The following is a 14,130-nucleotide window of genomic DNA, read 5'->3' on the forward strand; positions in this document are numbered from 1 at the left end:
GCTCAGGAGACGGGGGCGGAGCCGACGCCCGCGACCGCGACCGTCGGCGTGCCGTCCTGCACGGTCAGCGTGATCGTCGGGTCGGTGAGGACGTCACCTCCCGAGGCCGCGTAGAGGGCGTCGGCGAGAGCCTCACCCGTGAGGCCGGCCAGATCGACGCCGGGCTCGGCTGTCCCCGACCAGCACACCGTGCCGACGTCCGTGCCGTCCAGGCTGCGCCACACCTCCGGCTGGCAGCCGTTGCTGGCGTCCGCCCTCGTCAGGCGGGCGGTGACACGGTCGGGGCTGAGCTGCACCGACTGCACGATCCCCGACGGCGCCAGCAGCGTCAGCTCGTCGAGCGCAGTCTGCAGCTCCGCGGCCGACCACTGCCCCGTGAGGGCAGGGACGAGTTTGCCGTCGAGCCGGGAGGCGACCGGATCGGCGCCCGTGACGGACTGGGCATCGGCGCCGCACTGCACGGATGACACGTGCGATGAGGCAGTCACGGCGTACAGCGAGACGCGGTACCACGACTCGTCACACGACTCCTTCAGTGCGGTGAGCTCGGCGCCCAACGTCTCGGGGTCCAGCGAGTCGGCGGTCAGCGCCGCCACCTGGATGCTGGTGGGCTGCGGGTCGAGGCTCCGCGGCGCCAGGATGCGAGAGAGGGTCCCGTCGGCCGAGGAGGTGATGATGCTCAGCTGGTCGGGGGTCCACGTCAGCGAGCCGAGAGATGTGGCCGGGTCGGCCACCAGCTCCTCCAGCGCGGGGACGACCGCGGCCGCGGGGTCGATCGCGGGCTCCTCCCGCTCGGCCGGGGCGCATCCCGCGAGGATCCCGGTGACCGCCACGGCCGTCGCCAGGGCAAGCCCGCGGGCATCACTCATCGAGCATCCGCTGCAACTGCTGGGCCTCCTGGGTGTTCAGTGCCTCACCGGTGAGGTAGTTGCGGATCGTGGCGTCCAGCTTCTCCGACATGTCCAGCGTCGCGGACTGGCCCCGCGTCAGTGCCTTCTCGCGGAGGTCCTGGGCCAGCGTGTTCAGCCCCGAGGTCGCGGTGGCCGAGAAACCGGGGAACTGCAGGAACATCGGCTCGATCGCCGGGGTGCCCGAAGCGGTGCTGATGACAGGATCGAAGTCGCCGGAGAGGTCCTCCCAGAACTCGATGTGGTCCTTGAACCAGCGGGTGTTGAAACGCAGCTCCTCGAACCCGGACTGTTCGGGGGAGCGGTACCCCGACAGGTTGGCCGGCATCGGCCAGCCGTTGCCGCCGCCCCCCGTCGGCTCGCTCATCGCGTTGATCTGTCCCCGCAGCTCCTCGGTCTTCAGCGTGGCGGAGACGGCGTTGTTGAGCGTGTTGATCATCGCGGTGGCCTTTTCGGTCTGCCGCGACTTGTAGTCGTTGACGAACGTGGCCACGTCGCCGATCTTGCCGAGCACGAAGTCGATGCTCAGGTCCTCGGGCTTCCACGAACCCGTGGCCAGGTCGATGTAGGACTGGTTCTGTTCCCGCACGAGGTCAGCGAAGGCCGTCAGCGACTCCGTCATGTTCTGCAGGAAGGCCGCGTCACGCTCGAGCAGCTCCCGGATGACCGACTGGGTCGTGGAGTGAGCGGAGTCCTGGAGCGTCACGTTGTCGCGGTAGGTCTCCATCGCCGAGGGGCTCTGCCAGCCGGTGGTGTCTCCCGTGGTGCTGATCTGGGTGATGCTGCTGGGGAACACCAGAGTAGAGAGCTTCGCGACGGTGTCGACCCAGCCGCTCATGTGGTCCGCGACGCTGCCCACGGTGTCGCGGATGTCCTTGGAATCAAGCTCGAACTTCTCATCGACCTCGTCGACGATGCCCTGGGCGTTCTCGAGGGCATCGTAGGCCTCCTGCCTGCGTGGGTGCGGGACCTCCTCCTCGATCCAGCTCACGCCGCCCACGCTCATCCAGAACTTGTCCCAGCCGCTGTACTTGTCGTCGCGGTACTCGACGCCCAGGTACTGACCCGATGCCCAGGTCTCGTACTTGTACTGCTTCAGCTGTCCGATGGTGGACTTGATGTCACCCATGACGGCCGCCCCAGCCTCCACGAGATCCTCGTAGCTGTCGACCATGTCGTCGCAGGACTGCTTGATGACCAGTGCGGCGTCGTACGCCTCGTTGCCCGGCATGCCCGCCTCAGCTCACGAACTCGCGGATCTGGCGGTCGAGGCGCCTGAGCGCCTCCCGCTCCTCGCGGCCGGGGTCCCGCCCGAGGAGGTCGACGCCGGCGAAGGCGCTGAGCAGCGTGTCGGCGAGAGACTGGAGCGTGGCGCGCCCGGCCCACTCGGGGTCGAGGGCTACGGAGTCGAAGCGACCCCCGTCGAGGAAGATGGCGACGTGGCGCTGGTCGTCGACGACCTCGTCGGCCCCGGCGGCCGTGAACTCGCCCGCCCTCGATCGGCGCAGGTAGTCGCGGGACCGCTGCATCCATTCGCGGTGCATCGCCATGTACTCGCGCAGCCGCTGCGGCGAGACCTGCCGTCGGGTGGCATCGTCGCCCTCGGCGGGGGGCGGCGCCGTCTCGTCTTCGGGGAGGGCGGCTCGGATGGCCGCCGTGAGTTCCTCGGAGAGACCCCTGGCATCGGTGCGGTCCCGCCAGCCGTTGCGGATTCCTACCCTGACCAGTCGGCCAGCCTCGATCTCGACGTCCACCTCAGCGCCCATCGGCCCTCCTTCAGTTGTCTCGACCCTAGCGGCGCGTCCGGTCGCGGGGGCGTCAACCGGCTGAGTACGGATCCGCGATCCGTGTGAGTATCGGCCGTGCCAAGATGGGCGAGGAGGTGCCCCATGCTGTTCGACTGGTCGGCCGTTCCGCTGCAGGTGGGTCTGGTGACCGCAGCGTTCCTGCTCTGCGCCTGCATCGGCATTGAGAGGCAGTTCCAGCACAAGTCCGCCGGCGTCCGCACGCATGCTCTCGTCGGGCTGGGCAGTTGCGTGTTCACGCTGATCTCGGTCGAGGGGTTCATCTACCTGGCCGAGTACCAGGTCACGCGCGACCCCTCGCGCATCGCCGCGCAGATCGTCTCGGGCATCGGCTTCCTCGGCGCCGGCGTCATCTTCGTCAACCGCGACGTCGTCCGGGGGCTGACCACGGCCGCGTCGATCTGGCTGGCCGCCGCCATCGGCATGGCCTGCGGGGCGGGGCTGCTGCCGCTGGCCGTCTTCGCGACGATGCTGCACTTCGTCGCGGTGCTTGTCGTGGCGCCGCTGGCCCGCCTGATGCCGACCGCGGGGGAGCGGTCGACGGTGCTGCTGACCTATGCCGACGGCCGCGGCGTGCTGCGCGACGTGCTCGCGGTGGCGACCGACCTCGGCTGCGAGACGACGCTGGTGAACACGCGTCAGACGCACGTCGACGACACCGTCGCGGTCCGCGCCGAGATGCGGTTCCGTAAGGGGCCGCCGCTGCGCGACGTGATGACGCAGCTGAGCGAGGTGCGAGGCGTGCTGAGCGTCGAGCTGGCGACCCGCGACGACGAGCTCTAGAAACCGGAGGCGGTCGGGAGCACTGAGCCCGCGTCGTGCAGAATGCTGACACGGGCCGCCCGGTCCCGGAGATGAGGACCTGCCATGCACGCCACCGCCGTCGTCAGGAGACGCGTCCTGTCGCTGATCGCCGCCCTCGCCGTGGTGCTGGCGGCGGGGGTCGTGCCGGCCGCCGCGGAGGGCCCGGCCGTCTCGTCGGCCACCCCGACCATCTCGGGCACGCCCCGGGTCGGCTCCACACTGACCGCGAAGGCCGGCTCGTGGACCTCAGGGGCCACGCTGAAGTACCAGTGGCGCGCTGACGGCAAGGCGATCTCGAAGGCCACGTCGAAGTCCTTCAGGCCCACGACGACGCAGAAGGGCAAGCGGATCACCGTCACGGTCACGGGGTCGAAGTCGGGGTACACATCCGTGTCGAAGACGTCGGCGGCCACGAAGAAGGTCATCCTCGCGCCCACCCCGAAGGTGACCGGCTCGGCAAAGCTCGGCTCCAGGCTCACGGTCAAGCGCGGCACCTGGACGTCGGGCACCAGGCTGAAGGTGCAGTGGTACGCGGACAACGTCGCGATCCCGGGCGCAACGTCGACCACGTTCACCGTCACGAGCAGCCAGCAGGGCAAGAAGATCTTCGCGCGCGTCACGGGCTCCAGGTCCGGCTACCCGACGGTGAAGCGGGATTCCGCGGTGACGAAGCAGGTCAAGCTCGTCGACACCTCCAGCAGGGCTTCGGTGGACGCCGCCTACACGAAGATCCTCGCGCCGGCGCTGAAGAAGAGCACCGGGTGGACCGGAAAGACGTCCAGCTGCAAGGTCGGCACGGAGTCCTCGTCGTCGAAGAAGGCCACGCTCGACGCGGTCAACCTGATGCGCGCCATGGTGCAGCTCGACGGGGTCCGGTTCAACAGCACCTGGAACAAGGAGGCGCTGCGCAACTCGCTGATGATGGAGGCGCGCGGCGAGATCACGCACTACCCGACGAAGTCGGGCTCCTGCTGGAGCCCCGTCGGCGCGGACGCGGCCGGCCGGTCCAACATCGCGCTGCAGTGGGGCGGCTCGCTGCCCGCCATGACGACCGGGGCCCGCGGCGTCGTCGGCTACATGGTCGACGCCGGGAGCAACAACACGGTCGTAGGCCACCGGCGCTGGATCCTGGAGCCCTCGATCGCCGTGATGGGCACCGGCTCGACGAACCGGGCCAGCACCCTGACCGTCATCGGCAAGAGCGGGCTCGCCACCTCGAAGTACAACGCGAAGCCCACCTGGCTCGAGTGGCCGTCGGCGGGGTACTTCCCGGCCAGCATCGAGCCCGACGGCCGCTGGTCGCTGTCTGCTTCCGCGGCGGGGGCCGACTTCTCGAAGGCCAAGGTCACGGTCAAGACGTCCAGCGGCAGGAAGCTCTCCGTGAAGAAGTACGGCGTCGTGTCCTACATGGGACCGGAGACCATCAGCTTCAAGGTGTCGGGCCTCAGCAGGCCGAAGGGGTCGGCCGTGGCCACGTACACGGTTTCCGTGACGGGCATCAAGGGGACCCCGACGTCGAGCTACACCTACAAGGTCAAGCTGTTCAACCCCTGACCGATCAGGGTCGGATCAGGGAATATCCTCCTTGCCGTGAGGGTTGAGTGAAGTAGACTCAACTTAGAATTTCGACGAGGAGAGACCCACACTCATGAACACCGAGAGGCTCACGACGAAGTCCCGCGACGCCGTCACCGCGGCGGTCCGCCAGGCTCTCACGAACGGAAACCCCAACACCGAGACGGTGCACCTGCTGCACGGCCTGATGCTCACGCCCGACAACACCGTCGGCGCGCTGCTGGAGGCCGTCGGCGCGAAGGCCGCCGTCGTCGACAACGCCGCCGTCGAGGCGATCGGCAAGCTGCCGTCGACCTCCGGCAACTCGGTCTCGCAGCCCGCCCTCAGCGGGCCCTTCGCCCGCGTGCTCGCGGCCGCCGAGACCCTGGCCGATACCCTCGGCGACGACTTCGTCGCCACCGAGCACCTGCTGATCGCGCTGGCCGACATCGACTCGGATGGGAAGTTGATCCTCGCGCGCCACGGCGTCACCGCCAAGGCCCTCACCGAGGCCTTCCAGGCGGCCCGCGGCGGCAAGCGCGTCACGTCCGCGGAGTCCGAGGGCGGCGAGTCCGTGCTCGACAAGTACTCCGTCGACCTGACCGAGCGCGCCCGCGACGGGAAGCTCGACCCCGTCATCGGCCGCGACTCGGAGATCCGCCGCGTCGTGCAGGTCCTCGCGCGCCGCACCAAGAACAACCCAGTGCTGATCGGTGAGCCCGGCGTCGGCAAGACCGCCGTCGTCGAGGGCCTCGCGCAGCGCCTGGTCGCCGGCGACGTGCCCGATTCGCTGAAGGGCCGCCGGCTGGTGTCGCTCGACCTGGCCTCGATGGTCGCGGGTGCCAAGTACCGCGGCGAGTTCGAGGAGCGGCTGAAGGCCGTCCTGAACGAGATCAAGGAGGCCGAGGGCCAGGTCATCACGTTCATCGACGAGCTGCACACCGTCGTCGGCGCCGGCGCGTCCGGCGAGGGCGCCATGGACGCGGGCAACATGCTCAAGCCCATGCTGGCCCGCGGCGAGCTGCGGATGATCGGCGCGACCACGCTCGACGAGTACCGCGAGCGCATCGAGAAGGACCCCGCGCTGGAGCGCCGCTTCCAGCAGGTCTTCGTCGGCGAGCCCAGCGTCGAGGACACCATCGCGATCCTCCGCGGCCTGCGCGAGCGCTACGAGGCCCACCACAAGGTACGGATCACCGACTCCGCGCTGGTGGCCGCCGCGACGCTGTCAGACCGCTACATCACGTCGCGCCAGCTGCCTGACAAGGCCATCGACCTGATCGACGAGGCCGCGTCGCGGCTGCGCATGGAGATCGACTCGTCGCCGGAGGAGATCGACATGCTCCGCCGCGATGTCGACCGCATGACCATGCAGAAGTTCGCGCTCGAGAAGGAGCAGGACGCCGCCTCGAAGGAGCGCCTCGCCGCCCTGAACGCCGAGCTGGCCGACGCGCAGGAGAACCTGCGCGGACTCGAGGCGCGCTGGGAGGCCGAGAAGTCCGGGCTGAACAGGGTCGGCGACATCAAGGAGAAGATCGACGAGCTCCGCTCGGAGGCCGACAAGTTCCAGCGCGGCGGCGACTTCGCGAAGGCCTCCGAGATCCTCTACGGCGAGATCCCCGCGCTGGAGAAGCAGCTTGCCGACGCCGAGGCGCCCGACGCCGCGCCGTCGATGGTCTCGGAGGACGTCGGGTCCGGCGACATCGCCGAGGTCGTCGCGTCCTGGACCGGCATCCCCGTGGGCCGCATGCTGGAGGGCGAGTCGGACAAGCTGCTCCACATGGAGGAGCGCATCGGCGAGCGGCTGATCGGTCAGAAGGCCGCCGTCAAGGCCGTCTCCGACGCGGTGCGCCGCTCGCGTGCCGGGATCTCGGACCCGAACCGCCCCACCGGCTCGTTCCTGTTCCTCGGCCCCACGGGCGTCGGCAAGACCGAGCTGGCCAAGGCCCTGGCGGACTTCCTGTTCGACGACGAGACCGCGCTGGTGCGCATCGACATGAGCGAGTACTCGGAGAAGCACTCGGTCGCGCGGCTGGTCGGCGCCCCTCCTGGCTACGTCGGCTACGAGGAGGGCGGCCAACTGACCGAGGCCGTGCGCCGTCGTCCGTACTCGGTGATCCTGCTCGACGAGGTCGAGAAGGCGCACCCCGACCTGTTCAACATCCTGCTGCAGGTCCTCGACGACGGGCGCCTCACCGACGGCCAGGGTCGCACGGTGGACTTCCGCAACACGCTCCTGATCCTGACCTCCAACCTGGGCAGCCAGTTCATGGCCGACCCGCTGCTGGACGAGGAGACGCGCCGCAACTCGGTGATGGGCGTCGTGCGCCAGGCGTTCCGCCCGGAGTTCCTGAACCGCCTCGACGACACCGTCCTGTTCGACTCGCTCAGCGCCGAGGACCTGGCCCGGATCGTCGACATCCAGATCGACCGCCTGAACCGTCGCCTCGCCGACCGCCGCATCACGCTCGACGTGACCGAAGCCGCCCGCACCTGGCTCGGCGACGTCGGCTTCGACCCGGTCTACGGCGCCCGGCCGCTACGCCGCCTGGTCCAGTCGACCATCGAGGATGCCCTGGCCCGCGGCCTGCTCGCCGGGGAGATCCACGACGGCAGCCATGTCACGATCGACCGCTCCGGCGACGGCGTGGCCATCGTCTGACGCCTCCACCGAGCCCCGGCCCACCCTTCCGAAAATCGACCACTGCACGCTTCTCCCCGGTCCGCCGTGGAAATCCGTTCACTGCCCACACCGCCGGTGGTCCCTCTGATGGCGCCTGCTTGCAGCGACGGTCAGGGCGTCCTGCTTGCTGCGACCAATGGGCCGCTCGGCTTGCGGCGGACCGTCGGGTCGCCCTACAGAAAATCGACCAGTGACCGCTTCTCCCCGGTCCGGTGCCGAAAACCGCTCACTGCCCTGGCGTCGCGCGTTCCCGAAAATCGACCAGTGACCCCTTCTCCCCGGTCCACCAAGGAGAAGCGGTCACTGGTCGATTTTCGTGGTGGGACCCGGGTGGGGATGCCGTCGTCGTCTGAAGGGGCTGAAGCGTCCCCCCCCCGTCGCTGGTTGCGCGGCGCAACCGACTCCGCCTGCGGCTGCGTGACCGACGCCTGCGGCTGCGTGACCGGCTCGGTCTGTGGGTGCACGACCGACTCAGCAGCGGTTGCGCCTTCGAGTTGGGCGCGTCGTCAGGCCTAGTCAGCAGCACCCGAGAGGCGCTGGTGCTGCGGCTGCGCCGTCGACTTTGGGCGCTTCGTCAGTGCACCGAGAAGCCGCCGTCGACCGCGATGGACTGTCCCGTGACGTACGCCGAGCCGGGTCCCGCGAGGAACACGGCCGCGGCGGCGAAGTCCGACGGGGCGCCGTTCCGCCCGACGAGCGTCCGCGCGGCGAGCCGTGCGACGGTCTCAGGGTCAGAACTCAGGCGTCGGTTCAGCGGCGTCTGGACGAATCCGGGGATCAGGACGTTCGACGTGACGCCCTGCGAGGACCAGGCCTCGGCCTGGGACCGGGCGAGGCCCTCGAGCGCGGCCTTGGAGACCCCGTAGGCGCCGCTGTTCGCGAAGGGGCGATGGGCCTGCTGCGAGCTGATGCTGATGATGCGCCCGTAGCCGCGCTCGGCCATGCCGGGGGCGAGGCGCTGCCCGAGCACGAACGGCGCGTCGAGGTTGACCCGCATCGTCGCGTCCCAGGTGTCCTCGTCGAGCTCTGGCATCGACGGCCGGAGGTTGATCCCCGCAGAATTGACGAGGATGTCGACGGCCCCGACCTCGTCGGCGAGTGCGTGCGCGCCGACCCGGGCCGACAGATCTGCGACGACGCCAGCGGCGGAGCAGCCACCGACGCGGATCGTCTCGACCGTCTCGTCGATCGCCGAGCCGGTCCGCGCGGCGACGACCACGTGGGCCCCGGCCTCCGCCAGGGCGAGTGCGATGGCCCGCCCGATCCCGGAGCTGCCGCCCGTCACGAGCGCGGTGCGGCCGTCGAGTCCGAAGAGCTGCTGCAGTGACATCGGCCCAGCGTAGCGACCAGTCACGCGACCGCCGCTGTGCGTCATATGCGAGAGCCCGGTATGTGCGGCGACGATGACTTCACGGGGTACCGGACGACAACGGGCGGATCACGTCGGCGGGCGACGTCGGCGGGCGACGTCGGGGGATCCAGTCGGCAGATCCCGTCGGCGGATCCCGTCGGCCGACCGTCGAGAATCGGGCAGTGGTCGCTTCTCCCCGGTCCGGGTCCGAGAACCGTTCACTGCCCATGCGCGGCCGACTCGCGAGAATCGACCAGTGCCCGGTTCTCCTCGGCGGACCGGGGAGAATCGGGCACTGGTCGTTTTTCGGGGTGGGTCGAGTCGTGTTAGGGGCTGGGGCTCTCAGGGCGGTTCCGGGAGGTGAACCCGGGGGAGCCCGGAGGCGACCCTCCGCCAGGCCGCGTACCCTGGAACGCATGCCCGACTTCATCCGCATCGGTGACGCAGAGCGCGACGAGGCCGTCTCGTTGCTGCAGGACCACCACGCGGCCGGCCGGCTCTCCACCGAGGAGTTCGACGACCGGATGGGGAAGGCTCTCGAGGCCAAGGTCGCCGACGACCTGACCGCGCTCTTCGTCGACCTGCCCGGCCAGCGACCCGGCCAGAAGTCCGCGCCTGTCACCTATGGGCAGCCCGCGCCGGTCAGCTACGGGATGCCGGTCCCGCAGCAGTGGGCCCCGCCCGTCGAACAGGGGCCCTCCGACCGGTCCAGGGCGCTGTGGTGGGCGCTCGGCGCAGCCCTGCTGCTCCTCTTCGTGATGGGCGTAGGTACCGGTCATTTCATCGGCTTCCCGCTCGTGGTCATCGTCGCGGTGCTGGCCGGTCACAAGGCGCGGACCCGTCGGATGCTGTCCGGAAGGCCGCGTGGCCGCTTCCCCCGACCCCTGACGGTGGCCGGGAAGCAGGCCGTCATGCAGCAGCTGAGCCTCGGAAACCCCGACGGTGCCGTCGCGGCCTTCATGGAGGTGACCGGAGCCGACCCCGAGTCCGCCCGACGCGCCGTGTGGGCCCTCGGCCGCGAACTCGGCCGCTGACCGATCCCCGACGCGCCGGATTCCCAGGGGCGCCGTAGTCTGGAGTCATGCCCGACTACATCCGCATCGGTGACGCAGAACGCGACGAGGCCATCGCGATCCTGCAGGAGCATCATGCAGCGGGCCGACTCTCGACCGACGAGTTCGACGACCGGATGGGCCGGGCGCTTGAGGCCAAGGTCGCCCCCGACCTCGCCGTGCTCTTCAACGACCTCCCCGGTCGCAAGCCGGGGCAGGCCGCGGCATCGGCCGGGCCCGCCGCGCAGCCGCCGGGCCTCCCCGTGCAGTACGGCATCCCCTCCGCGCTACCGGAGCCGGTCGCGAAGCTGGGCAAACCCTGGTACGCGCAGTGGTGGATGGTCATCGTGGCCATGGTGCTCACCGGGATGTCCGACGGCAGGCTCGGCGGTCTCGTCCTCCTCACTGCGCTCTGGGTCTGGGTGATCTACCCCCAGATGGTCAAGCGCCGGACCCCCGTCGCACCGCCCGCGCCCCGCCGCCCGCTCACATACGAGGAGCGCGAGCAGATCATGTACTACATCCGCACCGGCAGCCCGGCGCAGGCCGAGGCCCGCTACCGCGACCTGACGGGCGCCGATCAGTTCACGGCGAAGATGACTGTCGCGGCGATGGCGCGGGAACTGGGCCGCTGACCCGGTGGCAGGATGGCCCCATGGCCTCCCTGCATGACATCCGACGCGACTACACCGGCGAGCCCCTCCCGCATGACCCCTCCGGCCTCGACCCGTGGAGGTTCTTCGCCAGCTGGGTCCAGGAGGCGCTGGAGGCCGGGATCTCCGACGCGACGGCCGTGACGCTGGCCACCGCCGACGCGCACGGGAGGCCGTCGGCCCGCATCGTCCTGCTCAAGGAGTATTCGCCCCGCGGGCTGGTCTTCTTCACGGACTACGGCTCCGACAAGGGGCGCGACCTCGACGAGAATCCCGTCGCCAGCGCGTCGTTCTGGTGGGCCCCCCAGACGCGGCAGGTCCGGGCCACCGGCCCCGTGAGCCGCCTGCCCCGCGAGGAGTCCGAGGCCTACTTCGCCACCCGCCCGCGCGCCAGCCAGTTGGAGGCCTGGGCATCACACCAGTCGGCGCCCCTCCCATCGCGCGACGATCTGGCCGCGTCCTTCGCGGAGGCCGAGGGGCGGTTCGAGGGACGCGACGTCGAGTGCCCGCCCGCATGGGGCGGCTACCTCGTCGACGTCGACACCTTCGAGTTCTGGCAGGGGCTGCCGAGCCGGCTCCACGACCGCGTCCGCTTCGAACGCGACGGCGCGGGCGCCTGGGCCGCGACGCGGCTGCAGCCCTGACGCCTCACGCGGGCCGCAACTCGAGCAGCTTCGCGTCCTCTCCGTCCTGCAGCAGCCAGATCGACCCGTCCGGCGCCTCTGCGACGGCCCGGATCCGGGCGTCCATGCTCCAGGTCTCCTTCTCGGTGGCCTTCGCGCCGTCGAGGTCGACGCGGATCAGCGCCTCGCCCGAGAGAGCGCCGATGAACGCGTCGCCGGTCCAGGCCGGGAACAGGTTGCCCTGGTAGATCATCAGCGAGCCGGGGGAGCTCGACGGGTTCCACCACACCGTCGGCGCGACGAAGCCGTCGCCCTTCGCGTGGTCGGGGATGTCGGTGCCGTCGTAGTGCGTGCCGTTGCTCACCTCCGGCCAGCCGTAGTTCCCGCCCGCCTCGATCAGGTTGAGCTCGTCGCCGCCCATCGGGCCCATCTCGGTCTCCCACAGCCTGCCGTCGGCGTCGAACGAGATGCCCAGGGGGTTGCGGTGGCCCTTCGACCACAGCTCGTCGGTCACGTCGTCGCCCTCACCCGCCCAGGGGTTGCCGGGTGCCGGGTCCCCGTCGAGTGTGAGCCGCACGATCGCGCCCAGGTTGGTGTCGAGGTCCTGCGCGGGGGTCATCTGCCGACGCTCGCCCGACGTGACGTACAGGTGGCCGTCGTGCACGGCCAGCCGGTGCCCGAAGTGACCGTCGCCGGTGGTCTTCGGGACCTGACGCCAGATGACCTCCAGCCCTGTGAGGGTGCGCTGCTCGACGTCGAGACGACCCCGCCCGACGACCGCCCCGCTGCGCCCTGACGAGTCCGAGTTCACCCAGCTGAGGTAGACGGTGCCGTCGGCGGTGAAGGTCGGGCCCGCGATGATGTCGCCGAGACCGCCCTGCCCGGCGACTGTGATGCTCTCCGGCGTGCCCGTCACTGGTTCGATGCCCCGGTCGTCGCGGATCAGGAGCGTGCCGCCGCGCTCCGTGATGACCATCGCGTCCGTGCCGGGCAGGAAGGCCATCGCCCATGGCTCGTCGAACGTCTCGTGCTCGGTCACCTCGAACTCGTGCGTCTCCGGCACCGGTCTGGCGGACGTGCTGGCCGGCTCCGGTGACGCGACCGCAGACCTGCTCGCCGACGCCGACGCGGCGGGGGAGGATGTCGCGGAGACGCTGGACGCCCCGGCCGACGGGGAGTCGGCAGGGGCGTCGTCGATGGCGGTGCAGGCCGTCAGGAGCAGAGCTGCGGCGGCCGGGAGGCAGAGTCGGGTGCTCATCCCCCGACGCTAGCCGTGGCGGGGTCAGGTCTCCCCGGGCGCGCGGCCGGGGCACGTGTGGTGGTCCGGCCGGAGGGGCGCGTCGGGAACGGTCACAGCCCGCTCTTCATCCACCCGTCCCCGCGGGCGCGCAGCCCCAGCGTCACGGCCCGGGCGCCCATGAAGCCGAGCGTGAACGACCCCCAGAGCCACAGCAGCGCCGGCAGGCCGGTGGGCAGCAGCAGGGCGATGAGCGCCAGCGGTGCGTAGACCACGAGCGTGATCAGGCCCGCCTTCGCCAGGTAGGCGCCGTCGCCGGCCCCGATCAGCACACCGTCGAGGAGGTAGACGTAGCCCGCGAGCGCCAGCGTCGCGCCCACCACGAGCAGCAGCGACGCGACGATCCCGCGCACCGCGTCGTCGGTGGAGAACAGCCAGGCGATCGGGCCACGCAACACGATGGCGGCGAGTCCCAGCGTGGCCCCGGCGCCCACCGACCATCGGGTCATCACGCGGGTGAAGTGCCGCGCCTCGGACCGGTCGCCCGCCCCGAGCGCGGTGGCGATGATCGTCTGGCCCGCGATGGCGAGGGCATCCAGGGCATAGGCCAGCAGATTCCACACGTTCATCGCGATCACGTGGGCCGCGAGCGCCTCGGCGCCCTGCCGGGCTGCGACGTAGGTCGTGATGAGCAGCGCGGCCCGCAGCGTCACGGTCCGCAGCCAGAGCGGGAACCCGATCCCGAGGCTCATCGCCATGTCTCCCCAGTGCGGGGCGAGCCGGGCGCCGGTCGGCCTGGCGCGTCGCCAGACCAGCCAGGCGGCCGTCAGCCCCATGCCGGTCTCGGCGACGGCCGTGCCGAGCGCCGCTCCGGCGATGCCGAGCTGGAGGCCGAATACGAAGCCGACGTTGAGCGCGAAGTTGGCCGCGGCGGCCGACACCGACAGCGCCAGGGGAGTGCGGGCGTCGGCGAACCCGCGGAAGGTGCCGGTCGCGGCGAGCGTCACGAGCATGAAGGGCAGGCCGGGCAACGACCACCTCAGATAGGTCACGGCGTGGGGGAGCACGTCGCCGGTAGCGCCCAGCGCCGCGCACAGCCAGGGCGCCAACGGCCACATGACCGCGGCGACGACGGCGCCGATGGCGAACGCGAGCCACATCGCCTGGATGCCGAGCTCCAGGCCCCGGCGACGCTCGCCCGCGCCGACGTACCGTCCGACGACCGACGTGGACCCGTAGGCCAGGAAGATGCACAGCCCGACAGCGGTCAGGAGCAGGCCGCTGCCGACCCCGAGGCCCGCCAGCTGGACGGTGCCGAGCCGGCCGACGATCCAGGTGTCGGCCAGCACCATGAGCGGCTGCGCGAGCAGCGCGGCGAAGGCGGGGACGGCGAGGGACAGGATGCGGCGCGTGAGACTCATGGCGCAGTCAGCGTATCGCCGCCGCGGGCGGCCCCCGGC

12 protein-coding genes are annotated in these 14,130 nt (G+C 70.6%); 6 read left to right on the forward strand and 6 right to left on the reverse strand.

The window, feature by feature from the left end; genetic code table 11:
- Window positions 1–2 precede the first annotated feature (2 nt).
- From KDB89_RS01965 to KDB89_RS01975, 3 genes are read right to left on the reverse strand one after another with little or no spacing between them, the layout of a single operon-like run.
- The gene (locus KDB89_RS01965; RefSeq protein WP_219083012.1) at window positions 3–869 is read right to left on the reverse strand and encodes a hypothetical protein; all 867 of its coding nucleotides are present in this window, start codon (window positions 867–869) and stop codon (window positions 3–5) included.
- Window positions 862–2,139 carry a hypothetical protein gene (locus KDB89_RS01970; protein WP_219083014.1) on the reverse strand — a complete coding sequence of 426 codons (1,278 nt, stop codon included), beginning with the start codon at window positions 2,137–2,139 and terminating at the stop codon, window positions 862–864. The genes KDB89_RS01965 and KDB89_RS01970 overlap by 8 nt, the downstream gene beginning before the upstream one ends.
- Window positions 2,140–2,146: 7 nt before the next feature.
- Complete coding sequence (locus KDB89_RS01975; protein WP_219083017.1) at window positions 2,147–2,674, reverse strand: hypothetical protein; 528 nt, start codon at window positions 2,672–2,674, stop codon at window positions 2,147–2,149.
- A gap of 123 nt (window positions 2,675–2,797) precedes the next feature.
- On the opposite strand from KDB89_RS01975, the gene KDB89_RS01980 reads away from it, so the two are divergent.
- The 3 genes from KDB89_RS01980 (at window position 2,798) to clpB (ending at window position 7,733) form a co-directional block, all read left to right on the forward strand.
- Window positions 2,798–3,496: an MgtC/SapB family protein gene (locus tag KDB89_RS01980; RefSeq protein ID WP_219083019.1), complete on the forward strand. Its 699-nt coding sequence runs from the start codon at window positions 2,798–2,800 to the stop codon at window positions 3,494–3,496.
- Between the two features lie 84 nt (window positions 3,497–3,580).
- Window positions 3,581–5,071, forward strand: a complete 1,491-nt coding sequence (locus KDB89_RS01985) for a CAP domain-containing protein (protein ID WP_219083021.1) — start codon at window positions 3,581–3,583, stop codon at window positions 5,069–5,071.
- Between the two features lie 94 nt (window positions 5,072–5,165).
- On the forward strand, window positions 5,166–7,733 hold the full coding sequence (gene clpB, locus KDB89_RS01990) for an ATP-dependent chaperone ClpB (RefSeq protein ID WP_219083022.1): 2,568 nt from the start codon (window positions 5,166–5,168) through the stop codon (window positions 7,731–7,733).
- A 595-nt stretch (window positions 7,734–8,328) separates the two neighbouring features.
- On the opposite strand, the gene KDB89_RS01995 is transcribed toward clpB, so the two are convergent.
- Window positions 8,329–9,084 carry an SDR family NAD(P)-dependent oxidoreductase gene (locus KDB89_RS01995; protein WP_219083024.1) on the reverse strand — a complete coding sequence of 252 codons (756 nt, stop codon included), beginning with the start codon at window positions 9,082–9,084 and terminating at the stop codon, window positions 8,329–8,331.
- 437 nt (window positions 9,085–9,521) lie between these two features.
- Between KDB89_RS01995 and KDB89_RS02000 the strand changes: the two genes are divergently transcribed.
- From KDB89_RS02000 to pdxH, 3 genes are read left to right on the forward strand one after another with little or no spacing between them, the layout of a single operon-like run.
- Window positions 9,522–10,139, forward strand: a complete 618-nt coding sequence (locus KDB89_RS02000; protein WP_219083026.1) for a DUF1707 SHOCT-like domain-containing protein — start codon at window positions 9,522–9,524, stop codon at window positions 10,137–10,139.
- Window positions 10,140–10,186: 47 nt separating this feature from the next.
- Window positions 10,187–10,792 (forward strand): DUF1707 SHOCT-like domain-containing protein, encoded by a 606-nt coding sequence (locus tag KDB89_RS02005; protein ID WP_219083028.1) that lies wholly within the window; start codon window positions 10,187–10,189, stop codon window positions 10,790–10,792.
- Window positions 10,793–10,812: 20 nt separating this feature from the next.
- On the forward strand, window positions 10,813–11,454 hold the full coding sequence (gene pdxH / locus KDB89_RS02010) for a pyridoxamine 5'-phosphate oxidase (RefSeq protein WP_219083030.1): 642 nt from the start codon (window positions 10,813–10,815) through the stop codon (window positions 11,452–11,454).
- 4 nt (window positions 11,455–11,458) lie between these two features.
- Here the strand turns inward: pdxH and KDB89_RS02015 are convergent, their stop codons facing one another.
- Both KDB89_RS02015 and KDB89_RS02020 read right to left on the reverse strand, forming a co-directional pair.
- A complete protein-coding gene (locus KDB89_RS02015; protein ID WP_219083031.1) occupies window positions 11,459–12,691 on the reverse strand; it encodes a PQQ-dependent sugar dehydrogenase in 1,233 nt (410 codons plus the stop codon).
- A 92-nt stretch (window positions 12,692–12,783) separates the two neighbouring features.
- Window positions 12,784–14,091 (reverse strand): MATE family efflux transporter, encoded by a 1,308-nt coding sequence (locus KDB89_RS02020; protein WP_219083033.1) that lies wholly within the window; start codon window positions 14,089–14,091, stop codon window positions 12,784–12,786.
- Window positions 14,092–14,130 lie beyond the last annotated feature (39 nt).

The organism is Tessaracoccus palaemonis, from assembly GCF_019316905.1.
In the GTDB taxonomy this organism is placed as follows: Bacteria; Actinomycetota; Actinomycetes; order Propionibacteriales; family Propionibacteriaceae; genus Arachnia; species Arachnia palaemonis.

Bases quoted from the DNA above. Each gene is read 5' to 3' on its own strand.
- KDB89_RS01975 (WP_219083017.1), bottom strand. From the start codon at position 2,674: ATGGGCGCTGAGGTGGACGTCGAGATCGAGGCTGGCCGACTGGTCAGG.
- clpB (WP_219083022.1), top strand. From the start codon at position 5,166: ATGAACACCGAGAGGCTCACGACGAAGTCCCGCGACGCCGTCACCGCG.
- KDB89_RS02015 (WP_219083031.1), bottom strand. From the start codon at position 12,691: ATGAGCACCCGACTCTGCCTCCCGGCCGCCGCAGCTCTGCTCCTGACG.
- KDB89_RS01980 (WP_219083019.1), top strand. From the start codon at position 2,798: ATGCTGTTCGACTGGTCGGCCGTTCCGCTGCAGGTGGGTCTGGTGACC.
- KDB89_RS02000 (WP_219083026.1), top strand. From the start codon at position 9,522: ATGCCCGACTTCATCCGCATCGGTGACGCAGAGCGCGACGAGGCCGTC.
- KDB89_RS01965 (WP_219083012.1), bottom strand. From the start codon at position 869: ATGAGTGATGCCCGCGGGCTTGCCCTGGCGACGGCCGTGGCGGTCACC.
- KDB89_RS01995 (WP_219083024.1), bottom strand. From the start codon at position 9,084: ATGTCACTGCAGCAGCTCTTCGGACTCGACGGCCGCACCGCGCTCGTG.
- KDB89_RS02005 (WP_219083028.1), top strand. From the start codon at position 10,187: ATGCCCGACTACATCCGCATCGGTGACGCAGAACGCGACGAGGCCATC.
- KDB89_RS01970 (WP_219083014.1), bottom strand. From the start codon at position 2,139: ATGCCGGGCAACGAGGCGTACGACGCCGCACTGGTCATCAAGCAGTCC.
- pdxH (WP_219083030.1), top strand. From the start codon at position 10,813: ATGGCCTCCCTGCATGACATCCGACGCGACTACACCGGCGAGCCCCTC.
- KDB89_RS02020 (WP_219083033.1), bottom strand. From the start codon at position 14,091: ATGAGTCTCACGCGCCGCATCCTGTCCCTCGCCGTCCCCGCCTTCGCC.
- KDB89_RS01985 (WP_219083021.1), top strand. From the start codon at position 3,581: ATGCACGCCACCGCCGTCGTCAGGAGACGCGTCCTGTCGCTGATCGCC.